Source organism: Bacillus sp. HU-1818 (assembly GCF_022695965.1).
In the GTDB taxonomy this organism is placed as follows: domain Bacteria; phylum Bacillota; class Bacilli; order Bacillales; family Bacillaceae; genus Bacillus; species Bacillus atrophaeus.
This window is the reverse complement of record NZ_JAAPBE010000002.1, coordinates 969,595-991,814: the sequence shown is the minus strand read 5'-3', so window position 1 is coordinate 991,814 and position 22,220 is coordinate 969,595. Positions and strand designations below refer to the sequence as shown.

Genomic DNA, 22,220 nt, shown 5'->3' with positions numbered 1-22,220 from the left:
TTAACGTTAGTTCTCATTACGACCGTTTAAGAAGATCATCACAAACCGGAGCAGCTCAAACAGTGACACAAGCGCGGCGGCCACATAGGTCAAAGCGGCGGCATTCAGCACTTTATTCACGCCATGTTCTTCGCTGTTTCGAATGATTCCTTCTGACACGATAATCTGTTTCGCGCGTGAGCTTGCATTAAATTCGACCGGCAGAGTAATAAGCTGAAAAAAGACGGCGGCGGAAAAAAGAATAATTCCAAGGCCGATTAAATTCAAGCTGCCTAGAAGCATGCCGCCTAGGAATAGCAAAGGGGCCACACCGGAAGCAAAATTCACGACGGGAAAGATTTTGTGTCTCAGCACAAGCGCACCATACGATTCCTGATGCTGCAAGGCATGTCCGACTTCATGGGAAGCAACGGAAATGGCGGAAATCGAGCGGCCGTAATAGACCGGCTCGGATAAACGCACCACCCGTTTCGTCGGGTCGTAATGGTCTGTCAAAGCGCCTCTTACCGGTTCTACCGGCACATCATAAAGACCGTTCAAATCAAGAATCCGTCTTGCCGTTTCTGCCCCTGTACGCTGACTGGAGGCTTCGACTTTTGAATATTTTTCAAAGTTGCTCTTCACTTTAAATTGTGCCCAAAACGACAATCCCAATGCGGCAATTGTTAAAAATATAAACAGCATATTATCATCTTCCTTTTTATATTGATCGACATTTCTTTTTAGATTATTTTAATGAGTTTTCTTTGCCATGTACAGAAATGCGCTTCCTTTTTCTCGCGGGGAAGCAAAAACCGAGAAGCAAACAGAACAGGCCGCCCATCAGTAAAAAAAAGGGGATCGTTCCGTTCAGTTCTTTGATATAACGAATCCAGGAAAAATCTCCGAGAAAATGGTCATACGCATTCAGATCAAAAATAATCAAAATGACCGCGGAAGCGATCAGCTGCGCACCGATCAATATCGTGATGGTTCTTTGTATGATCGTCATCTTTCCCATCCTCTGCATCTAGTTTGTTTTAGTGTATGGAGAAAATGGGTTTAATATGTTTTCGCTATTTCTTGAAACACATCGCAAGAACTGGGACATACTGAATAAAAAAGACACAACGGGTGTGATGATCATGAAAGTGACAAGTGACGAGAAAGAACAGCTAAGCGCTGCGATTGACCGGATGAATGAAGGGCTGGATGTATTTATTCAGTTTTATAACGAATCGGAAAAAGATGAACCGCTGATTCAGCTTGAGGACGATACAGCTAAATTAATGACAGAAGCCCGTGAATTATACGGACAGGATAAGCTGAACGAAACACTAAATGCCATCATTAAACAAATTTTATCTATTTCTCTATCTGAAGAAGGGAAGAAAAAATGAAGTCAAACCGGATTTTTATTTCCTGGCTGAGATGGCCGCTATATATCAGAATCGGCTTAATTATCCTTGTCCTTATCCTATTATTCGGGCAGACCATTTATTTGCTGGAGCCTAAACAATTTACGTCGGTATTTGAAGGCATTTGGTGGGCGGTGATTACAGTCTCTACAGTAGGCTACGGAGACTATGTCCCGCAAACCCCATTGGGCCAGATCGTCGGGATGCTGCTCGTCTTAAGCGGCGCAAGCTTTGTCACCGCCTATTTTGCGACGCTTGCCTCCGCAGCTTTCAGCAAACAGCACCGCTATGTTGAAGGAAAGGTGAAATTCAAAGGGCGGGACCATGTCATCATTATCGGCTGGAATGAAAAATCAAACCATCTGCTGAGGGAGCTTCAGCTTGCCGCTCCTTCCAAAACCGTGGTACTGATTGATGATTCGTTAAAAGAGGGGCCGCTGATTGAAAATGTGCATTTTATCCGCGGGCATGCCGCTGATGACGATACGCTGAAAAAAGCGAATATCGCCTCTGCTGACACCGTCATGGTCACTGCTGATCAGCATAAAAACGAAGCGGAAGCCGATATGCTTTCAGTGCTGACACTTCTTTCCGTCAAAGGGCTGAACCCTTCAGTCTACTGTATCGTTGAAATCTTGACTGACCGCTATGTGACAAATGCTGAACGGGCCGGCGCAAATAAAATTCTTGGAACATCACAGCTGCTGAGCCGGGTGATGCTTGAGCATTATCGGGTGAAACAGCAGCTTGCCGAACCGCGAACCCTTACGGAGCTGACACTTGAAAAGATGGTGTATATGATTCCTGTGCCCGCGGAATTAGCGGGAGCCTCTTACCGCTCCTGCGTGTTACACTATCTTGATCATAAAGTGACAATTATCGGCATTCAAAAAGAGGAGGGGCCGATGCTCTCCCCTCCTCTTACTTACAAAGTGCTTCAAACCGACCAGTTTCTCGCTCTTTAATGCAAAAGTACATCTTCTAATTCTTTTACGAGAGAAATACCGATATCCATGTATGCCTGGTCAATGTCTGCGTCCCGCCTTTCCGGTTCAGAAAATTGATTAAACATAGATTGAAATTGTCCGCTGCCGGCATGATCGTCAAGTTCAGCCTGATACACATGGCGCAGCAAAAAAGGCGTTCCCATGCGGACGGCTGCTCCACGTTCATCAAGCTGCCCTTGTTTGGCTTCCGCAGGGACTCTCAAAAACAAATAGCCGTCTTTGTCATCAATTTTATAATCAAAAAAGCAATGATCGTACTCCCAGCCGCCGCTTATCACATAACCGAGCGGCTTCATTATTTGTTCAAGATCATGAAGAGAAAAAGATTCTCCCTCAATCGCAGAAGGTATGGTAATCATCGAATGGCTCCTTTTTTCATTATCCTCCCCTCTCCGATCATCTTCATTCGGGGCGGAATAACTTTACAAAAAGAGCCGATTACATAGAGAATGTATTTTCTTTCGTTCGGGACACAGAAAAGAAAGCGCATTCAATTAAGAAGTAAATCAGAAGCCCTGCCGCAAATCCGGCGGCTGATTCCCAGGAAACATAGACAATCGCAAGATAAAGACCTAATTTGGTCAGAAGCGTATGCGGCCGTTTGAGCTGTAAAAGTCTCTGTACAGCATCTGTAAAAAGCCCAAGCGGAAGGCCGATAAGAAGAAATGAATGAATGAAATAGTGTGGGAACGTGCTGCCAATATTTGAAGAAAACTCAGGCTGAACGACTTCGATATACATCAGCAAAAATAAAACAGCCGAAGATAGGCCGGCAATGATGAGATGTTTCATAACAGCTTGTTTCATAAACACATCAGCATCCTTTATGTTTTTTTAAAAAAGCTGACCGGGTTTGCAAGCCAGTCAGCCTTTGATATCTATTCTTCGAGACGTTTTTCAAGTTCTGCTTTTTTCTCTTCAAATCCGGGTTTGCCAAGAAGCGCAAACATGTTGACTTTATAAGCTTCAACTCCCGGCTGGTCAAACGGATTGACACCGAGGAGATAACCGCTCATGGCGCAGGCTTTTTCAAAGAAATACACAAGGTATCCAAAAGTATATGCGTTCAGCTCCGGAATGTTGACGATTAAGTTCGGGACTTTCCCGTCCGTATGAGCAAGCATTGTGCCTTGGAACGCTTTTTTGTTGACGAAATCAACCGTTTTTCCGGCCAAATAGTTTAAGCCGTCAAGATCGTTCTCAGCTTCTTCAATGGTCAGCTCATGTTTTGGCGTCTCTACATTCAGTACAGTTTCAAACAGATCTCTTCGGCCTTCCTGCACATATTGGCCAAGTGAGTGAAGATCAGTTGAGAAATTAGCGGAAGACGGATAAATGCCTTTTTCGTCTTTCCCTTCACTTTCTCCGAAAAGCTGCTTCCACCATTCAGCAAAATATTGAAGAGCCGGTTCATAGTTAATCAGCATTTCAATGGTTTTGCCTTTATTGTAAAGAACGTTGCGAACGACAGCGTACTGGTATGCAGGATTTTCCTCTAATTCTGAAGCTGCGAAATCCTTGCTCGCATCAAGAGCACCCTTCATCATATCGTCAATGTTTACACCGCTGACTGCAATTGGCAAAAGACCTACAGCCGTCAATACAGAAAAACGGCCGCCGACATCATCAGGAATGACAAACGATTCAAAACCCTCTTCATTAGAAAGCGTTTTTAACGCGCCGCGTTCTTTATCAGTCGTCGCATAAATGCGGGCTTTCGCTTCTTCTTTGCCGTATTTCTCTTCAAGAAGCTTGCGGAAAATACGGAAAGCGATTGCAGGTTCAGTTGTCGTGCCTGATTTAGAAATCACGTTAATGGAGAAGTCAGCATCTTCAAGAAGATCCATCACATCTCGCATATAGGATGAACTGATGTTGTTTCCGATAAAGATGACTTGCGGATTGCCGCGTTTGGCTTTTGGCAATGTATTATAAAAAGCGTGGTTAAGCGCTTCAATCGCAGCGCGGGCGCCCAAATATGAACCGCCGATTCCCACGACCAGCAATACGTCTGAATCAGATTTAATTTTTTCAGCGCTTTTTTTAATACGCGCGAATTCTTCTTTATCATAATGTTCAGGGAGGTCCACCCATCCTAAATAGTCGCTTCCCGCGCCTGTTTTTTCATGGATATTATGGTGTGCTGTTTTTACAAAATCACGTAGGTATGTAAGTTCATGTTCGTTGAAAAAAGTCAACGCTTTTGAGTAGTCAAAGCGTACATGCGTCATTGCTTGTCCCTCCATAACGATATAATGTTTTCCCTTTCACTTTATATGAACTACACGGTTAAATCAAGTCAGGAAAAAGGACGGAATACCTTGATTCCGTCCTTTGATATTATAGTGACGCCCGAAGAATGGCAAGTATGTCGTCTTTGTTCAGTTTTTGGAAGTTTCCGAAGCCGCCGTACTCCATTTCTTTAGCAGCGATATCGGCAATCAGATCAAGCTTTTCTTCTCCAATATCATAGTCTGCAAGGCGGGAAGGCGCTCCGAGGCTTGTCCAAAATGCGGAAAGCTTGTCGATCCCTTCAAGCACGATTTCTTTATCAGATTTGCCCTCTGTGTCGATGTCAAACATATTAAGCATAAGCGCTTTGAATCGCTCCACATTTGTATCAACCGTATATCTCATCCAGTTCGGGAAGAGAATCGCCAGACCGCCTGCATGCGGAATATCATACACAGCTGAAACGGCATGCTCCATAGTATGAGACGCCCAATCGCCGAAGTAACCCATTTGAAGCGTGCCATTTAACGCAATTGTCCCAGCGTATAAAATGGTTTCGCGATGCTTGTAGTTTTGCAAATCCTCTAAGAGCTTCGGCGCTGTTTCGATAACCGTCTGAAGTACGGCGAAACACATTCTGTCCTGAAGCGGTGTGTTTTCGACATTGTGGAAATATTGTTCAAATACATGGCTCATCATATCAACCATGCCGTAAACGGTTTGATTTTCAGGAAGACTGAATGTATTTTCAGGATCCAAAATAGAGAAGCGCGGATGAGTCACATCGCTGCCCCATACGTATTTTTCATTTGTTTCCCAGTTCGTAATGACAGAGTCCGGGTTCATTTCAGAGCCCGTCGCGGCAATCGTCAAAATGGTTCCAAACGGCAAAGCGTCCTTCGCTGTCACCTTTTTGCTGAAGATGTCCCATGCGTCTCCATCATATTTCGCGCCGGCTGCGATTGCTTTTGTACAGTCGATGACGCTTCCGCCTCCTACAGCGAGAAGGAAATCAATCTGCTTTTGTTCACACATTTCAATTCCTTTTTTCACAGTGGCGAGGCGTGGATTTGGTTCTACTCCTGCAAGCTCAGTCACAACCGCGCCTTCCTCTTGTAAAATGGCAGTCACTTGATCGTACAGGCCGTTTCGTTTAATGCTTCCGCCCCCGTACACAAGCAGCACGTTTTTTCCATATTGCGCAAGCTCTTTTTTTAATTGTTCGATTTGGCCTTTGCCAAAAATCAGTTTTGTCGGATTGTAGTAAGTAAAATTCTCCATATATATGCCTCCATAATAGTCGCTGGGTAATAAATAGCGGATTTTCCAATATACCATAAAATTAAAAAAAGAAAAAGAGGCAGGCGCTAAGTGCGCCGCTTTCCCCCTTTTTCTCCGTTTTTATAAAGATGCTTTTAAGATAGCGAGAACATCTTCTTTATTTAATGATTTAAACTGTCCGAAGGCGCCATTGGCCATTGCTTTGTCTGCGATCGTATCCAATTTTTCATCAGTGATCTCATAATCAGCAAGTTTGTTCGGAGCGCCGAGGCTTGTCCAAAATGCAGACAGCTTATCAATGCCTTCAAGAGCAATTTCCTCGTCTGATTTACCAGCTTCGTCAATATCAAAGACACGGACCGCAAGCTGTTTAAAACGGGCAGGATTTTCTGCAAGCACATGTCTCATCCAATTCGGGAAGAGAATCGCGAGTCCTCCCGCATGCGGAATATCGTATACCGCTGATACAGCGTGCTCGATGTTATGAGTGGCCCAGTCCCCTCTGGCACCCATTGACAGCATGCCGTTTAACGCAATTGTGCCGGTATACAAAATCGTTTCCCGCAGTTCATAATTCTCAAGATCATTGATCAGCTTAGGAGCTGTTTCAATCACTGTACGTAATAATGATTCACACATCCGGTCTTGATACGGCGTGTTTGATGTGTGATGGAAATATTGTTCAAATACATGGCTCATCATATCAACCATGCCGTAAATCGTGTGGTCTTTCGGCACGGTAAATGTATTCACCGGGTCAAGAATAGAGAATTTCGGATAAACAAGCGGACTGCCCCATCCGTACTTTTCTTGTGTTTCCCAGTTCGTGATTACAGAACCTGCATTCATTTCAGAGCCTGTGGCTGCCAAGGTTAATACTGTGCCGAACGGCAAAGCTTCTTTCGGCTGATGCTTTTTGGTCACTATATCCCAAGCATCTCCGTCATACTTCGCACCCGCGGCAATCGCTTTTGTACAGTCGATGACGCTCCCGCCTCCGACAGCCAGAAGGAAGTCGATATGATGTTCCTTACAGATCGCTGCGCCTTTATTGACAGTGGCAACACGCGGATTCGGTTCAACGCCTCCCAGTTCGTGCACTGTGACGCCTGCTTTATTCAGTAAGTCTGTCACTTGTCCGTATAAGCCGCTGCGCTTCACGCTGCCGCCTCCGTATACGAGCAATACGTTTTTTCCATACGGCTTGATCTCTTCCGGCAGCTTTTCAACTTCTCCGCGCCCGAAAATTAATTTTGTCGGGTTCCAATATGTAAAGTTTTGCATGACATCTCCTCCTTAGGTTTTCATTATGCAGAATTTCTCTTTCCGATGTAAAGCAATCAGCTTTTGACATGTATAGTTTCCCCAAACTGTCACAATCTATAAATGTGTCACTTAATTTATGAAGGAGGTTGTACAATGAGCACGATTCAACGAATTGCCCTTGTTTTAACAATTATTGGCGCTATTAACTGGGGACTGATTGGCTTTTTTCAATTTGATTTAGTCGCGGCGATCTTCGGAGGCCAAAGTTCAGCTCTTTCCCGTATCATATACGGTCTTGTCGGAATTGCCGGCCTGATCAATCTTGGTCTGCTGTTTAAGCCAAGTGAGGAAGCTTCACGTGAGGAAGCAGCTAAGCCTGAAATGAGATAAGCCAAACAAAATAGCACCGAGGCGTACATATCCGGTGCACCCCCTGAGCTATTTGCTGCCCCGCATTTTTTGTATGGAGTGCAAAGGCGGCATAAAAAAAAGCACCGAACTTTTATCCGGTGCTTTTTTCATGCTTATTTTTTGATAAGATCTTTGCGGTTTGATTGCTCAATCCACTCTTCAAGCTTATCTTTTAATGTGTTGAAGCCTTGAGGCGCAGATGTTTCTTCTTTTGCTTGCGCAGCTTTAGGTTTTCTTGGCTTGCTTTCTTTTTTCTCCGGCGCAGCTTGAGTCGCACGGATTGAAAGGCTGATTTTACCTTTTTCTTCATCAACTGAAAGTACTTTTACTTGTACTTCGTCACCGATTGAAAGATGCTCGTTAATATCTTTTACGAAACCGTGAGTCACCTCAGAAATATGCACAAGTCCTTGAGTTTCTTCATCTAATGCAACAAACGCACCATACGCTTGTAACCCTGTTACTTTACCAGTGTAAACACTGCCCACTTCAAATTTTGCTGCCATTCATAACAACTCCTAAGTTAAATTAAATATCTGTTTATACGCAATTTAAAATTATATCATACAAGTCCTTTTTTAGCAAAAAAACTTTTTTTCCGTTTTTGGTTTATCAATATGAAGAAGGGGGTATACTGCAAATACCAAAGGCTTTCTAGTATTCCCCCCTTTATTGGATGCGAACTGACAGTTCGCATCTTTTTTTATGTGGTTTGGTTCACAAAACGTTTCATTCTTGCCAAAGCTTCCTGCAGCTGTTCGATTGAAGTTGCGTACGAACAGCGGATATAGCCTTCACCGCTCGGGCCAAACACATTTCCCGGAACAACGGCCACTTTTTCCTGAACAAGAAGTTCCTCGGCAAATTGCTCAGAGCTCATCCCCGTGCTTTTAATAGACGGAAATGCGTAAAAAGCGCCTCCCGGGTGATGGCATTCTAGGCCGATCTCATTGAGTGTGTCTACGAATAAGTTACGTCTTCTGCGGTAACTTTTCTTCATTTTCTCTACATCTTCCATGCCGTTTTTAAGCCCTTCCAACGCCGCATATTGCGCCATCGATGGAGCACACATCATGGAGTACTGATGAATTTTCAGCATAGCGTCTCGGATCTCGGCAGGCGCAGCTGCAAAGCCTAATCTCCAGCCCGTCATGGCAAAAGCTTTCGAAAAACCGGATATGACAATCGTCCGTTCCTTCATATCTGTTAACTCAGCCAAGCTTGTAAATTCTTGATCATACGTAAGTTCCGCGTAGATCTCATCGGCCAAGACAATAATATCGTGTTTTTTTGCAAATTCGGCAATATCATTCAGCTCTTCCTTCGAATAAACAGAACCTGTCGGGTTGGAAGGCGAGCAAATGAGGATGGCTTTTGTTTTTTCAGTCACAAGTGCTTCAAAGTCTGCCGCTGTTGCTTTGAATCCGCTTGCGGCTGTGGTATGAAGGTGAACCGGACGTCCGCCTGTCAGTGAAACAAGCGATTCATACGCGACAAAACAAGGCTCAGGGATAATCACTTCTTCCCCTGGATTCAGAATGGCCCGGATTGCGAGATCCAAGGCCTGGCTTGCTCCCACCGTGACAATCAGTTCATGATCGGGTGAATAGTGAAGATCAAACCGTCTGCTCAAGTATCGGCTGATTTCCTCTCTTAACGAGTAAAGCCCGGCATTGGCGGTGTATGATGTGTAACCTTGTTCCAGGGAAAGAATGCTTGCTTCCCTGACATTCCACGCCGTTACAAAATCAGGTTCACCCACCCCCAGTGAAATCACACCCTCCATTGTCGCAGCTAAATCAAAGAACCTGCGGATGCCGGACGGTTTAATCTGCTGTACATATTCGGATAAATAGGACGTGCTCATTTACGGAGACACCACGATTCTTTTGTCGTCGTCTCCTGATTCAAACACCTTGCCGTCATGCTTGTATTTTTTCAAGATGAAATGGGTTGTCGTTGATACAACCGAATCAAGCGTAGACAGCTTATCAGAAACAAAACGGGCAATATCAGACATCGAGCTCCCTCGGATCACGACAGACAAGTCATATACGCCTGACATGAGATAAACAGATTCAACCTCTTGGAATCTGTAGATTCTTTCCGCCACTTCGTCGAAGCCGACGCCCCGTTTTGGCGTTACCTTTACATCTATCATGGCAGTTACGCCTTCATGACCGTCAACTTTGCGCCAGTCAATCATGGCAGAATAGTCAATGATAACCTTTTCTTTTTCCAGTTTATCAATGATGTCTTTTACTTCACTTGCCGGGATGTTCGCCATCTTTGCGATCATATCCACATCGGCACGGCTGTTTTCGTCTAAAATTTCTAATATTTCTGTTTCTTTCTCTGTCAATTTCATTCATTTCACACCTTTGCAATGTCAAGAAATCTTCACGACATTATATCACGTTTCTTGGCGAATGCTAAGAAAAAAAGCCGAGAAACTTCCGCTAGAATTGACAAATTCAGGGCAGAATAAAAGCAGACCGCAAATGGAGTGAGGACAACATGACTGCCGTTATACCGGTAAACCGACTCATCGTACAAGGAATCGATTTATATTATGAGCATTATCGAAATCCCGGCAAGCAGACGCTTGTCTGTATACATGGTTTTTTATCATCAGCCTTCAGCTTCAGGAAATTGATTCCTCTTCTCCGGGATCATTATGAAATCATTGCCGTTGATCTTCCTCCCTTTGGCCAATCGGAAAAATCACGGACGTTTTTATATACGTACAGTAATTTGGCGCGGCTTATTATCGGCCTTCTTGAACAATTGCAAATTAAAGAAGCCGCGCTAGTCGGTCATTCCATGGGAGGCCAGATTTCTCTGTTGGCCGCACTGCAAAAGCCGGAGTTATTCACAAAGGTCGTGCTTCTTTGCAGCTCAGGATATTTGCAGCGCTCGCACCCAACGATTACTTTCGGGACCCATCTTCCGTATTTTCATCTGTATGTTAAACGCTGGCTCTCAAAAAGCGGTGTACTGAAAAATTTGCATAATGTGGTGTACGACAAGTCTCTGATTGATGATGAAATGATAGACGGATATGGAAAGCCTTTTACGGACGGCCAGATTTTCAAGGCGATGACGAGGCTGATCCGGCACAGAGAAGGAGATTTGCCGTCTGAGGCATTAAAAAAAATGGAAAAGCCCACTTTGTTAATATGGGGAAAGGAAGATCGGGTGGTGCCTGTAGAAATCGGGAAACGCCTTCATCAGGACCTGCCTGATTCCGTGCTGTATTCCCTCGAAAAAACGGGGCATTTGGTACCTGAGGAACGGCCCGAATTCGTATCAGAACAAATTCTTGAGTTTGTCAGATAAAAAAAACCGGTATGTCTGCCGGTTTTTAAGGTGTGCAGGAGCTGCTGCCTTTGATGATCAATAGCTGCTCCGCCACTTTCATGCAATTGTCAAGAGGAAGAATCTGTTCAAATGAAGCTTCAAAAATATCCTGAATGGATTCGGCAAGCGCCTGCGGGTTCTCTTTCGCATATACAGCCTGCACGATATCCACAGCCTCAGTTTCATAAAACTCTTCCCCATATTTAAACGGGTCCCACTTTGAAATGATTTTCATCATTTCTCTGACCGCTTGGCTTTCTTCCATATTCATCACCGCTTATAATAAAGTTTGCAAATCTATTTTATCATAGTTATGCAAATAAAAATAAATGAACTCCTGAGGTGACAACAATGAATTTTGATCATAAAGAAAACAGAATTGGCACGCAATCAGTTAAGTGGGATAAGGCCGAGGCTTTATTTGGCACGTCAGACGCACTGCCGATGTGGGTCGCGGATATGGATTTCCGTGCGCCGGAAGCCGTCACCGACGCGTTAAAAGAGCGCTTAGACCACGGCATCTTTGGATATACAACAACAGACGCCAAGACAAAAGAAGCTGTCTGCACTTGGCAGAGCAAACGGCATAACTGGCAGGTCGATCCCGCAAGCATCACGTTCAGTCCCGGAATTGTCACAGCACTCAGCATGGCGGTCCAAGCCTTTACTGAACCGAATGACCAAGTGGTTGTCCAATCACCCGTCTACACACCGTTTTTTCACATGGTGGAGAAAAACGAGCGCCGTATTTTACACAATCTTTTAGAAGAGGAAAACGGAAGGTATTTTATCAATTTTGATGATCTGGAGGCAAAGCTCAGCGAATCAAGTGTGAAGATGTTTATTTTATGCAACCCGCACAACCCTTCAGGCAGGGCATGGAGCCGCGACGATTTGATCAAAATCGGAGAAATGTGCCTCCGACATGATGTCATTGTCGTTTCCGATGAAATTCATTCTGATCTCATGCTGTATGGGAATAAGCATACCCCGTTCGCTTCTCTTTCTGAGGAGTTTGCCCGAATTTCCCTGACTTGCACGGCACCGAGCAAAACATTTAATATCGCCGGCCTGCAAGCTTCCGCTGTCATTATTCCGGACAGTTATAAACGCGCACGGTTCACAGCGATGCTGCAGCGCCAAGGCATATCTAATCTGAATGCTTTTGCGGTGACTGCTATCGAGGCCGCTTACTTAAAAGGCGGACCGTGGCTCGATGAACTAATTTCTTATCTCGAAAAAAATATAGATGCGGTTCAATCCTTTTTGCAGGATGAACTGCCGGCTGTCAAAATGATGAAACCTGATGCTTCTTATTTGATATGGCTGGACTTCCGCGCTTGCGGTTTGTCAGATGCAGAATTAAACCAAAGAATGCTGAAGCAGGGCAAAATTATTTTAGAACCGGGAACGAAATACGGAGCCGGCGGAGAAGGGTTTATGAGAATCAACGTTGGGTGTTCTTTGGCCGACGTCAAGGAAGGCCTTCGCAGAATCAAAAACGCATTGCAATAACATTCAAAAAAGAACGCCATTAGCTGAGAAAAAAGGCGTTCTTTTTAAAGAAAATTTGTTCTATTGCTTTTATATTTTTCTTTTAATAAGTGTTATAATATAAATATATTTCACATGAAAGGATTTTACACAAATGGAAATTCTAAAAGATTATCTGCTTCACATCTCTTTTATTTTATTTCCTATCTTTCTTTACCAAGCCATCTGGCTGAACAAACCGATTATTACCGCGCCAAAAGCGAACAGCAAACTGGTGACTGCGCTCGCGGCCGTATCCTCGTGCTTATGCATTTTGTATCCCATTCAGGAAATGGAACACCATGTCCATTTTGGACTTCAGACGATTCCTATCATCATCTGCTTTATTTACATAAGCATTGTTTCCGGTCTTATTGTCGCCGCTTCGGCTTTTTGTTTTCAACTGATGTTCTTTGATTCTTCCGCCTTTGCCTTTTTACTCGCACTTCCTTTTATTATTATTCTTCCTATTTTATTGCAAAAGAAATGGCCGTTTATGTCCAAACCAAAGAAACTGCTGTTTGGCTTTTTCATCGGATGCTGGGAAATCATCTTATTATTCATCTCAATCTTTACTTTTTCCGTACAAAATATTTCCAATTTTCAAAATTTTGGAACATTTGTTTTAGATGGCGCTGTCGCGGGACTCTTTAGCATCTGTGTACTGATGGTAAGCATTTATACAATTGAAAGCATTGCAGAAACTGTCATCTTGCGCTCACAGCTTATCCAATCAGAAAAAATGACCATTGTCAGTGAGCTGGCCGCCAGTGTGGCTCACGAAGTGCGTAATCCGCTTACAGTGGTCAGAGGGTTCGTACAGCTGCTTTTTAACGATGAATCGCTTCAAAACAAATCGAGTGCAGATTATAAAAAACTTGTGCTGTCAGAACTTGACCGCGCTCAAGACATTATCACAAACTACCTTGACATGGCAAAGCCGCAATACTATGAAAAGGAAGTATTCGATTTATCCGCGCTTCTTAATGAGACAGGCTCGCTTATGGTGTCATACGCCAACTTTAAGTCTGTCACGATACAGGTTGAAACAGAACCGGGTCTGTCTGTATACGGTGATGTGACGAAACTGAAACAGGCGATGATCAATTTGATCAAAAACAGCATTGAAGCTGTAACGCCCGGAAACGGCTTAATCCGGGTGAGCGCCAAAAGGCACAATCATATGATCCACATTTATATTACTGATAACGGAATCGGCATGACCGATCATCAAATGAAAAAACTGGGCGAACCGTATTACACATTAAAAACCAATGGAACAGGGCTCGGGCTGACCGTCACCTTTTCCATTATCAAGCATCACCAAGGCACAATATCATTTAATAGCAGCTTTCATTCAGGCACCACGGCTGTCATTAAGCTTCCTGCGGATCTCCCCCACTAGAAAATCGGCCCCATCTTCTATAGAATAAAAGAGAGGTGAATCAAATGAGTTCTTTTGAGATCGGGTCTTTAGTAAAGGGATTTTATAAAACAGGTGTATACATAGGAGTAATCACCGATTGCAGGCCGCAGCATTACTTAGTCAAAATAAAAGCGGTTCTGACTCATCCGACACAAGGTGACCTGCACCACCCGAAGCAGGCGGATGTGCCCTTTTTCCATGAAAGAAGAGCGCTTGCCTTCGGCGAACAGACCAATATTACACATCAGATGGTAAAGCCTTATGAAGGCGAAGTGCCGGATTACAAGGAATCCTTGGAGCAGGCAGTCAGCCGGATGAAAGAACGGCTGACTGAAGATGGATCGGAGTGGGCAAAGCGATCGCTTCAGAATCTGAATGTGTTGGAAAAAGAATACTTCAACAGGAAATAACCCAGTCTGACAGCAGATTGGGTTATTTATGTGGCGCGCCGCAGTACCTCTGACAGATCGATCCGTTCACCAATCGTCGGCGGCTTTGGTTTTTCGAGATACTGTTTATCCTGTTCGACACGTTTGAACAGCTTATGAGTCGTCAGCGCATCGTCCAGTGCTTTATGATGGGTTCCCGTCCCTTCATCCCCATACTCTTCAGCAGCCTTCCATAACCCCGTCAGCGTCCGGTCTCCGAAAAAGTTTTTATATTCTAGCGACAAATCTCGCATTTCTCCTTTAAACGGGAAAGGTATATGATTGAACATGCAGTTTTGCTTCAGCACCTTCATGTCCATATTTCCCCACGTAACAATCGTACAATCCTTCTGCGGGTCCAGCTCGTTCAGTTTCCGGATAAACTCTTCGAATTTCATCCCCTCGTCTACATCCTTTTGGGTAATCTTCAAAAATGTTTTACACCGTTTGGTCAGCTTCGGAAACTTCTTTGGCTTAATATAGCTTGAAAACGTCTCAACCACTGCATCATCAACCGATTTTACAATCCCGGCTTCAATAATCTCCGGGAAAAAATTTTGCGGGCTGTATTTTCCTTCGGGCATTGTAAACTCAAAATCAATAATGAGTAAGTTGTTCTGGTCCACTTTTTACACCTGCCTTTCCTCCGATCGGGAAAATGCTATTCTTTATAGTATATCATTTCCCCTTCTCTTACTTTCCTCATTTTCTGAAAATAATGAATTTTCCCAGCCACACTCTTTCTTTTAAATCAATCACCGTTTCTTTATAATTATTAAGGTACCCGAAATAATAAGAAGGTGATGGTATCTCTGTCCGCAAGAAAAATTTCTTGATTATTTGGTTGGCGAATTTTTTCGTGTCAGCCAGCACAACGATGATTATTCCTTTCCTCTCTTTGTATATTGAAACGCTCAGCACCCATTCGAACGGCTATGTTCAGAGGTGGAGCGGTTACGTGTTCGGCATTACTTTTTTAATGGCTTTTCTGGTGTCTCCGCTATGGGGCCGGTTCGGAGACAAACGCGGTTACAAGAAAATCCTTTTACTGACCGGGTCCGGAATCGCAGTCAGCATTCTATTAATGGGCTTTGTCACATCCGTCCATCAATTATTTTTTCTCCGGATGGCGATGGGTCTTGTAACCGGATTCATTCCGACATCGCTTGCCATGATTTCCGCTCAGACACCTAAAAACACAGCGGGAAAAACGCTTGGAACCCTGCAGATGGGACAAGTATCGGGAAGTCTGTTCGGTCCCTTACTGGGCGGACTGCTTGCCGACAATTTCGGATTTACGTATACCTTTTTTATTACATCCTTTGTCATTTTTTCAGCCGTGATCCTCGTATTGGCGGGAGTGAGAGAGCAGCCGCTTCACGAACGCGGAGGCAAGCGGGCTTCTTATTCCAGAAAAGAAGTGCTCTCTTATATCTTTCACCAGCCTGCGCTTCTTGTGATGATGCTGCTGACTATGCTGATTCAAATAGGAAATTTCAGTATCCAGCCGCTGCTCGCTTTATATGTAAATGAGCTGCACGGACCTGTAAATTTAGCCTTTTTCTCCGGTTTGGCATTCTCAGCCACCGGACTTGGGAGTTTGCTGCTTGCAAGAAAGTGGGGAGATTTTGGAGACCGTTACGGCCATCACCGGATCTTAATGATTCTTTTGACTGCGGCTGCGGTGTTCTTTATCCCTCAAGCGCTTGCTTCCTCTCTCAGCATGCTGCTCGTTTTCAGGTTTTTATTCGGTATGGCGATGGGCGGGCTGCTGCCTTGTATAACGGCTGCTATCCGCCTTAAGGCTCCCGGCAGCATTCAAGGGGAAGTGCTCGGCTACAATGTCAGCTTTCGATTTTTAGGAAATGTTCTCGGTCCTCTTTTAGGCGGCGTCATATCCAGCCACTTTACGATTTCGGCGGCTTTTTACGTGACAAGCTTTCTCTTTTTCGCCGGAGCCTGCCTGCTTTGGATCACACAGCGGCTGCAAAAGGAGTCGCCTGCCAATGCACACTGATTTCTCTTAGAAATTCATGATTCTTCTAAATTTAACCTTCTCGTAATCTCAAAAGAATGGTACGATATGGCTAGAATTTAGGAGAAAAGAGAGTGGCCATGTTACGTTCAATTATCGGATGGATTTTGCTCCTTTGCATAATCCCGTTGTTCGCATTTACTTTAATCGCTTCCGGAAAAGAAGTAAAAGAGATGAAATCTCTGGATCAGGTACTTGATAAAAATATCAATCTCGAAAAAGTCAGCCTTGTGCAAAACAGCTACATGTATGACAGAGACGGCGCCCTCGTATCTGAAATCGTCAGCGATGATGAAAACCGGGTGCTGGTGCCTTATAAGAAGATACCAGAAGAAGTCAAACAGCTGTTTCTGACTTCCGAGGACCGGCATTTCTACGAACATAAAGGCTTTGACTTTATGGGAATGGTCAGAGCCGCTGCGTCCAATGTTAAAGACCAGAAAATCGACCAAGGCGCGAGCACCATTACCCAGCAGCTGTCGAGGAATCTGTATTTAAGCCATGAACGCACCTTCAACCGAAAGCTGACTGAGCTCATGTATTCCTATCAGCTTGAAAAAAAGCTTACGAAGGACGAAATTCTGGAAAGCTACTTAAATACGATTTACTTTAATAACGGCGTTTACGGCGTCGGATCTGCGGCTCAGTTTTATTTCAATAAGCCGCTGAAATCTCTCACTCTGGGAGAAATGGCTTTTATTTGCGCTATACCTAATAACCCTACATTATATGATCCTTTAAAGCATTTTGACTACACGAAAAGCCGTCAAGAACGATTGCTTAACGGCTTAAAAAAAGCAGGAGTCATCACAAACAAACAGCTGAAAAAAGCGCTCAAAGAGGACATTAAGCTTGACGTCGTCCAGAAGAAGAACAAATATCCGGACTATGTTACCTATGTGAATGAGGAATTCACACAATTGGTATCTTCTTCTGAAGGATTCGATAAACGTCTAGCAAAAGCAAATGACAAAGAAAAAGCAAAAATAGAGAAAGAGCTGTCAAAAAGAGTAAGCTCCCTATTAAAAGACGGGGTGAAAATCTACACAGCGCTTGATCCGTATATGCAAAATCAAGTCGTCGCCCAGGTCAATCAGAACCTTCCTTATGAAGGCGTGCAGGGCGGTGCCGCGGTCGTTAACCATCAAACGCATCAAATCGTCGCCTTATCGGGCGGGAAAAATTATGCGAAATATGATTTTAACCGCGCATACCAGGCTTACAGACAGCCCGGTTCATCAATTAAACCGCTGCTGGATTACGGCCCTTATATTGAAAAAACGGGTGCCACGGCATCCAGCTCAATTGATGCCAGCAAGTTTTGCAGCAAGGAATATTGTCCGCAAAACTACAATAATCGCACATATGGCACTGTGACGTTGGATACAGCGTTTAAAAACTCGTATAACACACCTGCCATCAGAATGCTGGACCGTGTCGGCGTAAATACTGGATTCAGTTATTTAAAGCCGTTTCACTTTGCTGAACTGAAAGATACTGATTATGTTCTGCCAGCGGCGCTTGGCGGTTTTACAGACGGCATGTCACCGCTTGAAATGACAAACGCGTTTACGACATTCGGAAACAGCGGAAGTTATACGCCGAGCCGTGCGATTACGAAAGTCACTGATTTAAACGGAAAAACCATATTGAAATGGAAAGATAAACCTGTCCAAGTATACAGCATTCGCACCAACAATGTATTAAGGCAGCTAATGGCCTCTGTTGTCAAAAGCGGAACAGGGAAAAAAGCAAATTTCAAGGCTCCTTATGTAGGCGGGAAAACTGGAACCTCGAATAATTATAAAGACATGTGGTTTGTCGGCTTAACAGATACGTACACAATGGGTGTATGGGTCGGAAAAGATAATCCGGGAAGCGTCGAGTACCTTCACAATGCGGGGCCGCAGCTTTCTATTTGGAGAAACACGCTGCAAGCGGCTTATTAAAAGATCGGAGGGGATCTGACATGAAGCTTGATAACATCCCAAATCGCGTGCTGCTGTTTGACGGCGTGTGCAATTTATGCAACGGCGCCGTTCAATTCATCATTAAGCGAGATCCAGACGGTTTGATTTCCTTTTCATCGCTGCAATCAGAAACGGGACAGCGGCTGCTGAAACTGAACGGACTGCCGACGGAACACTTTGACAGCTTTGTTTTTATTGAAGACGGCAAAGTCTACACAAAATCTACGGCCGCCATAAAAGTCTTCCGCCACTTACGCGGGGCGTGGCGGTTCTCCGCTGTCCTATTGGCCGTGCCAAGACCTGTCAGAAACATGGTTTACTCTTTGATTGCCAAAAACCGCTACAAATGGTTCGGCAAGAAAAATGAATGCATGCTCCCCTCCCCTGCGATTAAAAAAAGATTTTTACCGTAATACAAAAATGGCTAGCTTACACAGGTAAGCTAGCCATTATGCTATTATAAAGCTTGATAAATATGAACAAAATGCCAATAATAAACGTAAACCAAAACAGCAGTTCCAGCAGAATGAAGCCGATTAGCGAAACCATAGACAGCGTCGGATGAATTTTGTACACAATAAAGACAAAATAAGCAAGTGTGACAACGGCAAAGAGAGCCGCAATCCAAAACACATTTTGTACAAGCGCAAAGGATAAAATGCCTCCGCCTAAATAAATGGCAGCGCCCAGCCTGATTTTTTTCAGGTTGTTTCCCTCAGGGTCTTGTGCAAAAAAGAGAAGCGAAAGCTCCGTCACAGTATTCGCAATTAATTTCAGAGCGGATAAAACCATAAAATATAAAAGAGCAAATGCTGCGAATAACGCGAGTCTGATCCCTTTCTCCGAGAAATACTCCAGCATTCCATCATAAATTCCCAATGAAGACAGAAGCTTCATCGCATAGAGAGCAGTTGAAATGGATAAAGACGAACTAAAGAGCAGGATAGCAATAAGCGGAAAATATCCTGTCAAATATGTATTTTTCATAGTAAAGTCCCTTTCTGTAATCTACCTCATTTATTATGGAGGACTTAAAACGCATTGACAAGATAAATTATTCCATTTTTTCTCCTTTTTACGAAATAAAGCCCCAAATCTTCACAAACCGGCATTTTGGGAGTAAAGTAGTACGCAGGAATTAAAAACGTGAGGAATGCTTCTATGAAAAAAACGCTGAAACTGCAAACCAGATTAACGATTTTTGTTTGTATCGTCGTCTTAATCGCACTGTTTATCACCTTTTTTACGATCGGCGCCCAAACGTCGCGAAGTATCAGAGAGCAGGAAAAATCCACTGCCCTGCAAACCGCTGAAATGGTTGCGGATGCTCCGATTGTCCCCGATTCATTAGAGAATGGCAAAGATCAAGAGCTGCGCGAATATACCTCCCAAGTCCAAAAAATCACAAACACTGAATTTGTTGTGGTGATGGACATGAACGGGATCCGAAAAACACATCCGAATCCGGACAAAATCGGAAAACGGTTTACCGGCGGAGATGAAACAAAAGCGCTAAAAGGGCATGTTCATATCAGTACTGCCTCAGGTACGCTCGGAAAGTCAATGAGAGCGTTTGTTCCTGTCTATAACAAGCACGGGAAACAGGTCGGAGCGGTAGCGGTCGGCATAACGATCAATGAAATAGATGAGATTATCAACCACAGCTTACGTCCGCTGTACTTTATTATTTGCGTCAGCATCTTCGTAGGTGTCATCGGAGCCGTCATCGTCGCCCGTACTGTCAAAAACATTATGTATGGTCTCGAGCCGTATGAAATAGCGACACTTCTTCAAGAACGTAGCGCCATGCTTGAATCAACGAAAGAAGGAATACTCGCCGTCGATGAATCAGGGAAAATCAAGCTTGCCAACGCGGAAGCAAAGCGCCTGTTTATTAAAATGGGCATACAGGTCAATCCGATCGACCAGGATGTTAATGCTGTTTTGCCAAAGAGCCGGCTGAAACAAGTGATCGAAACGAAAAAGCCTCTTCAAGACAGAGATATCCGAATTAACGGATTAGAGCTCGTATTTAACGAAGTCCCCATCCAGCTGAAAGGACAAACTGTCGGCGCAATCGCGACATTTCGGGATAAAACGGAGGTTAAACATTTAGCCGAACAGCTTTCAGGTGTTAAAATGTACGCAAACGCGTTAAGAGCGCAATCTCATGAATTCATGAATAAACTTCATGTCATATTAGGCCTTGTACAGCTGAAAGAGTATGATGATCTAGGAGATTATATTAAAGACATTGCCATTCAGCAAAAATCAGAAACAAGTGAAATTATAAATGATGTGAAAAGCTCGGTCCTTGCGGGTTTCCTGTTAGGAAAGCAGAGCTATGTAAGAGAGCAAGGCGCGGATTTGGACATTCAATGCGACAATGTCATCCCGAACGCGGCTGATCCGTCTGTGGTCCATGAGCTGATTACGATTATCGGCAATCTCTTAAACAACGCCCTCGACGCGGTGTCAAACAGGCCGAAAAAGCAAATATCCATGTCCATGCGCTATCACGAAAAACAGCTGCACATTGAAATTTCAGATACCGGGTCAGGCCTGTCGGCAGAAGACCAAACAAAAATATTCGAACAAGGCTACTCAACAAAAGGAAAAAACCGCGGATTCGGCCTCTACTTTACCCAGCAAAGCATGGAGAACCTGAAAGGCCAGATGATTGTAACCAGTGAAAAGAACGAAGGAACGACCTTCAGTCTTCGCATACCGTACGAATCGAAGGAGGAACATCATGATTAATGTATTAATAGTTGAGGATGACCCCATGGTGGGTGAATTAAATAAACGCTATTTAAGCCAAATTGAAGGCTTCCAGCTGAAAGGAATCGCCTCTTCCTTTCAAAGCGCGCTGCACGTTTTAGGCGAGCATCATATCGACTTGATTCTGCTCGATATTTATATGCCAGGGAAAAACGGCTTGGAGCTTTTGACTGAAATCAGAAGCCAGAATGAATCGGTCGATGTTATTGTCATCTCAGCAGCGAGTGAGCTTGATGTTATCAAAAAAACACTCCGCTACGGAGCCGTCGATTATTTAATCAAGCCCTTTGAATTTGATCGCTTCCAAACCGCTCTTTCTGACTATCGCCGTAAACAAAAAGTATACTCGACCCACAGAAGCATGAGCCAAAAGGAACTTGATGCGGAGCTTTTCCAGAAAAAAGAAGCATCTGAAAAAGTGCATCTGCCAAAAGGCCTGACAAAAAGCACGCTGAAACTCATTTGGTCCAGCATTCAGTCGTTTGAAGGTGCCTCCTTCACGACGGAAGACCTAGCGAATCATACAGAGATTTCTCAAGTATCCATTCGAAAATATTTAAAATTTTTAGAAGACATTCAAGTGCTGAATGTCGAAATGGCATATGGAACGATCGGCAGACCCGTATTCCAGTACAACGTTAACACGGGAAATGCCAGCGGGATTAAACAATATCTATAATAAAAGCGCACTGTTCTGCCCGGGACAGTGCGCTTTTTTTGTGCGTACATATCATGCCAAAGAGCTTGAATTCTCCCCGCTTTAAGCTATATAGAAATAACAACGGCATGTCTGATTCATTTTTTTGATACAATTTGGGGTTCAATTCAGAAAATAGTTATTTTTTAAAAAATTGTGTGAAATTCTATTTATTTATTGCCAGTAAAATGATAAATTATGATTGGTTAGTTGATCCTCATGCATAAGTCATAAGTCACGCTTCTGAAAGCGGTGTTCACGTTTTTCCGTAATGGAATGACTCAACATCCATCTCTTCCCCGCCTTTTGATGGAAATTCAAAGAATAATGCCGTATAGGGGAAGAAAGACCTGCCCTTGATCAATCTTTTCATTATTATCAGAAAGTTTTCTTGAT

Annotated in this window: 25 protein-coding genes; 12 read left to right on the top strand and 13 right to left on the bottom strand. The window is 43.9% G+C overall.

The annotated features are described in order from the left end of the window. Positions 1-6: 6 nt before the first annotated feature. Both GXP75_RS10330 and GXP75_RS10325 read right to left on the bottom strand, forming a co-directional pair. Positions 7-684 (bottom strand): zinc metallopeptidase, encoded by a 678-nt coding sequence (locus GXP75_RS10330; protein ID WP_003327199.1) that lies wholly within the window; start codon positions 682-684, stop codon positions 7-9. A gap of 43 nt (positions 685-727) precedes the next feature. Further along, complete coding sequence (locus GXP75_RS10325) at positions 728-991, bottom strand: YuzI family membrane protein (protein ID WP_003327198.1); 264 nt, start codon at positions 989-991, stop codon at positions 728-730. A 133-nt stretch (positions 992-1,124) separates the two neighbouring features. Here GXP75_RS10325 and GXP75_RS10320 point away from each other — a divergent pair, with 133 nt between their 5' ends. Together GXP75_RS10320 and GXP75_RS10315 are read left to right on the top strand one after the other, a co-directional pair. Further along, positions 1,125-1,379 (top strand): protein mistic, encoded by a 255-nt coding sequence (locus GXP75_RS10320; protein WP_082786645.1) that lies wholly within the window; start codon positions 1,125-1,127, stop codon positions 1,377-1,379. Further along, a complete protein-coding gene (locus GXP75_RS10315; protein ID WP_242556725.1) occupies positions 1,376-2,362 on the top strand; it encodes a potassium channel family protein in 987 nt (328 codons plus the stop codon). Before GXP75_RS10320 ends, GXP75_RS10315 begins: the two co-directional genes overlap by 4 nt. Here GXP75_RS10315 and GXP75_RS10310 read toward each other — a convergent pair. From GXP75_RS10310 to GXP75_RS10290, 5 genes are all read right to left on the bottom strand, one after another. Continuing rightward, positions 2,359-2,763 (bottom strand): YugN-like family protein, encoded by a 405-nt coding sequence (locus tag GXP75_RS10310; RefSeq protein ID WP_003327193.1) that lies wholly within the window; start codon positions 2,761-2,763, stop codon positions 2,359-2,361. The genes GXP75_RS10315 and GXP75_RS10310 overlap by 4 nt on opposite strands. Before the next feature lie 79 nt (positions 2,764-2,842). Then, a complete protein-coding gene (locus GXP75_RS10305; protein ID WP_242556724.1) occupies positions 2,843-3,211 on the bottom strand; it encodes a hypothetical protein in 369 nt (122 codons plus the stop codon). A 71-nt stretch (positions 3,212-3,282) separates the two neighbouring features. Then, complete coding sequence (locus GXP75_RS10300) at positions 3,283-4,635, bottom strand: glucose-6-phosphate isomerase (RefSeq protein ID WP_003327190.1); 1,353 nt, start codon at positions 4,633-4,635, stop codon at positions 3,283-3,285. 109 nt (positions 4,636-4,744) lie between these two features. Then, complete coding sequence (locus GXP75_RS10295) at positions 4,745-5,917, bottom strand: iron-containing alcohol dehydrogenase (protein ID WP_061570527.1); 1,173 nt, start codon at positions 5,915-5,917, stop codon at positions 4,745-4,747. Positions 5,918-6,037: 120 nt separating this feature from the next. Next, the gene (locus GXP75_RS10290; RefSeq protein WP_003327188.1) at positions 6,038-7,201 is read right to left on the bottom strand and encodes an iron-containing alcohol dehydrogenase; all 1,164 of its coding nucleotides are present in this window, start codon (positions 7,199-7,201) and stop codon (positions 6,038-6,040) included. Positions 7,202-7,336: 135 nt separating this feature from the next. Here GXP75_RS10290 and GXP75_RS10285 point away from each other — a divergent pair, with 135 nt between their 5' ends. Beyond that, the gene (locus GXP75_RS10285) at positions 7,337-7,573 is read left to right on the top strand and encodes a DUF378 domain-containing protein (RefSeq protein WP_003327187.1); all 237 of its coding nucleotides are present in this window, start codon (positions 7,337-7,339) and stop codon (positions 7,571-7,573) included. Between the two features lie 134 nt (positions 7,574-7,707). Here GXP75_RS10285 and yugI read toward each other — a convergent pair whose 3' ends face one another. The 3 genes from yugI to GXP75_RS10270 form a co-directional block, all read right to left on the bottom strand. Continuing rightward, entirely contained in the window at positions 7,708-8,100 is a 393-nt protein-coding gene (yugI, locus tag GXP75_RS10280; RefSeq protein WP_003327186.1) for a S1 domain-containing post-transcriptional regulator GSP13, read from the bottom strand. 197 nt (positions 8,101-8,297) lie between these two features. Next, entirely contained in the window at positions 8,298-9,461 is a 1,164-nt protein-coding gene (locus tag GXP75_RS10275; RefSeq protein ID WP_242556723.1) for an aminotransferase, read from the bottom strand. After that, a complete protein-coding gene (locus GXP75_RS10270) occupies positions 9,462-9,962 on the bottom strand; it encodes an Lrp/AsnC family transcriptional regulator (RefSeq protein ID WP_003327184.1) in 501 nt (166 codons plus the stop codon). It abuts the gene before it with no gap. Positions 9,963-10,111: 149 nt separating this feature from the next. Between GXP75_RS10270 and GXP75_RS10265 the strand changes: the two genes are divergently transcribed. Continuing rightward, a complete protein-coding gene (locus tag GXP75_RS10265) occupies positions 10,112-10,933 on the top strand; it encodes an alpha/beta fold hydrolase (RefSeq protein ID WP_242556722.1) in 822 nt (273 codons plus the stop codon). A 25-nt stretch (positions 10,934-10,958) separates the two neighbouring features. Here the strand turns inward: GXP75_RS10265 and GXP75_RS10260 are convergent, their stop codons facing one another. Then, positions 10,959-11,219: a DUF1871 family protein gene (locus GXP75_RS10260; protein ID WP_061570531.1), complete on the bottom strand. Its 261-nt coding sequence runs from the start codon at positions 11,217-11,219 to the stop codon at positions 10,959-10,961. A gap of 86 nt (positions 11,220-11,305) precedes the next feature. On the opposite strand from GXP75_RS10260, the gene GXP75_RS10255 reads away from it, so the two are divergent. The 3 genes from GXP75_RS10255 (at position 11,306) to kapB (ending at position 14,323) form a co-directional block, all read left to right on the top strand. After that, positions 11,306-12,469, top strand: coding sequence for a MalY/PatB family protein (locus GXP75_RS10255; protein ID WP_242556721.1), 1,164 nt, complete (start codon positions 11,306-11,308; stop codon positions 12,467-12,469). A gap of 133 nt (positions 12,470-12,602) precedes the next feature. Continuing rightward, positions 12,603-13,892 carry a sensor histidine kinase gene (locus GXP75_RS10250; protein WP_242556720.1) on the top strand — a complete coding sequence of 430 codons (1,290 nt, stop codon included), beginning with the start codon at positions 12,603-12,605 and terminating at the stop codon, positions 13,890-13,892. A gap of 44 nt (positions 13,893-13,936) precedes the next feature. Continuing rightward, the gene (gene kapB / locus GXP75_RS10245; protein WP_061570534.1) at positions 13,937-14,323 is read left to right on the top strand and encodes a kinase-associated lipoprotein KapB; all 387 of its coding nucleotides are present in this window, start codon (positions 13,937-13,939) and stop codon (positions 14,321-14,323) included. Between the two features lie 26 nt (positions 14,324-14,349). Here kapB and kapD read toward each other — a convergent pair whose 3' ends face one another. Further along, positions 14,350-14,967 carry a 3'-5' exonuclease KapD gene (gene kapD, locus GXP75_RS10240; RefSeq protein WP_061570535.1) on the bottom strand — a complete coding sequence of 206 codons (618 nt, stop codon included), beginning with the start codon at positions 14,965-14,967 and terminating at the stop codon, positions 14,350-14,352. Between the two features lie 182 nt (positions 14,968-15,149). On the opposite strand from kapD, the gene GXP75_RS10235 reads away from it, so the two are divergent. The 3 genes from GXP75_RS10235 (at position 15,150) to GXP75_RS10225 (ending at position 18,759) form a co-directional block, all read left to right on the top strand. Beyond that, entirely contained in the window at positions 15,150-16,358 is a 1,209-nt protein-coding gene (locus GXP75_RS10235; RefSeq protein ID WP_313897120.1) for an MFS transporter, read from the top strand. A 92-nt stretch (positions 16,359-16,450) separates the two neighbouring features. Next, positions 16,451-18,325 (top strand): transglycosylase domain-containing protein, encoded by a 1,875-nt coding sequence (locus tag GXP75_RS10230; RefSeq protein ID WP_214919126.1) that lies wholly within the window; start codon positions 16,451-16,453, stop codon positions 18,323-18,325. A 20-nt stretch (positions 18,326-18,345) separates the two neighbouring features. Next, positions 18,346-18,759, top strand: coding sequence for a thiol-disulfide oxidoreductase DCC family protein (locus GXP75_RS10225; RefSeq protein WP_214919125.1), 414 nt, complete (start codon positions 18,346-18,348; stop codon positions 18,757-18,759). Positions 18,760-18,775: 16 nt separating this feature from the next. Here GXP75_RS10225 and GXP75_RS10220 read toward each other — a convergent pair whose 3' ends face one another. Then, positions 18,776-19,333 (bottom strand): YufK family protein, encoded by a 558-nt coding sequence (locus GXP75_RS10220; protein ID WP_061570538.1) that lies wholly within the window; start codon positions 19,331-19,333, stop codon positions 18,776-18,778. A 174-nt stretch (positions 19,334-19,507) separates the two neighbouring features. Here GXP75_RS10220 and malK point away from each other — a divergent pair, with 174 nt between their 5' ends. Both malK and GXP75_RS10210 read left to right on the top strand, forming a co-directional pair. After that, positions 19,508-21,106 carry a malate sensor histidine kinase MalK gene (gene malK, locus GXP75_RS10215; RefSeq protein ID WP_214919124.1) on the top strand — a complete coding sequence of 533 codons (1,599 nt, stop codon included), beginning with the start codon at positions 19,508-19,510 and terminating at the stop codon, positions 21,104-21,106. Further along, positions 21,099-21,806 (top strand): response regulator, encoded by a 708-nt coding sequence (locus tag GXP75_RS10210; RefSeq protein ID WP_003327170.1) that lies wholly within the window; start codon positions 21,099-21,101, stop codon positions 21,804-21,806. Before malK ends, GXP75_RS10210 begins: the two co-directional genes overlap by 8 nt. Positions 21,807-22,220: the final 414 nt, after the last annotated feature.

Coding starts and splice junctions, on each gene's coding strand:
- GXP75_RS10225 (WP_214919125.1), top strand. CDS start 18,346: ATGAAGCTTGATAACATCCCAAATCGCGTGCTGCTGTTTGACGGCGTG.
- GXP75_RS10315 (WP_242556725.1), top strand. CDS start 1,376: ATGAAGTCAAACCGGATTTTTATTTCCTGGCTGAGATGGCCGCTATAT.
- yugI (WP_003327186.1), bottom strand. CDS start 8,100: ATGGCAGCAAAATTTGAAGTGGGCAGTGTTTACACTGGTAAAGTAACA.
- GXP75_RS10210 (WP_003327170.1), top strand. CDS start 21,099: ATGATTAATGTATTAATAGTTGAGGATGACCCCATGGTGGGTGAATTA.
- GXP75_RS10295 (WP_061570527.1), bottom strand. CDS start 5,917: ATGGAGAATTTTACTTACTACAATCCGACAAAACTGATTTTTGGCAAA.
- GXP75_RS10320 (WP_082786645.1), top strand. CDS start 1,125: ATGAAAGTGACAAGTGACGAGAAAGAACAGCTAAGCGCTGCGATTGAC.
- GXP75_RS10330 (WP_003327199.1), bottom strand. CDS start 684: ATGCTGTTTATATTTTTAACAATTGCCGCATTGGGATTGTCGTTTTGG.
- GXP75_RS10305 (WP_242556724.1), bottom strand. CDS start 3,211: ATGAAACAAGCTGTTATGAAACATCTCATCATTGCCGGCCTATCTTCG.
- GXP75_RS10260 (WP_061570531.1), bottom strand. CDS start 11,219: ATGGAAGAAAGCCAAGCGGTCAGAGAAATGATGAAAATCATTTCAAAG.
- GXP75_RS10325 (WP_003327198.1), bottom strand. CDS start 991: ATGACGATCATACAAAGAACCATCACGATATTGATCGGTGCGCAGCTG.
- GXP75_RS10220 (WP_061570538.1), bottom strand. CDS start 19,333: ATGAAAAATACATATTTGACAGGATATTTTCCGCTTATTGCTATCCTG.
- malK (WP_214919124.1), top strand. CDS start 19,508: ATGAAAAAAACGCTGAAACTGCAAACCAGATTAACGATTTTTGTTTGT.
- GXP75_RS10285 (WP_003327187.1), top strand. CDS start 7,337: ATGAGCACGATTCAACGAATTGCCCTTGTTTTAACAATTATTGGCGCT.
- GXP75_RS10300 (WP_003327190.1), bottom strand. CDS start 4,635: ATGACGCATGTACGCTTTGACTACTCAAAAGCGTTGACTTTTTTCAAC.
- GXP75_RS10275 (WP_242556723.1), bottom strand. CDS start 9,461: ATGAGCACGTCCTATTTATCCGAATATGTACAGCAGATTAAACCGTCC.
- kapB (WP_061570534.1), top strand. CDS start 13,937: ATGAGTTCTTTTGAGATCGGGTCTTTAGTAAAGGGATTTTATAAAACA.
- GXP75_RS10310 (WP_003327193.1), bottom strand. CDS start 2,763: ATGATTACCATACCTTCTGCGATTGAGGGAGAATCTTTTTCTCTTCAT.
- GXP75_RS10290 (WP_003327188.1), bottom strand. CDS start 7,201: ATGCAAAACTTTACATATTGGAACCCGACAAAATTAATTTTCGGGCGC.
- GXP75_RS10265 (WP_242556722.1), top strand. CDS start 10,112: ATGACTGCCGTTATACCGGTAAACCGACTCATCGTACAAGGAATCGAT.
- GXP75_RS10270 (WP_003327184.1), bottom strand. CDS start 9,962: ATGAAATTGACAGAGAAAGAAACAGAAATATTAGAAATTTTAGACGAA.
- GXP75_RS10250 (WP_242556720.1), top strand. CDS start 12,603: ATGGAAATTCTAAAAGATTATCTGCTTCACATCTCTTTTATTTTATTT.
- GXP75_RS10255 (WP_242556721.1), top strand. CDS start 11,306: ATGAATTTTGATCATAAAGAAAACAGAATTGGCACGCAATCAGTTAAG.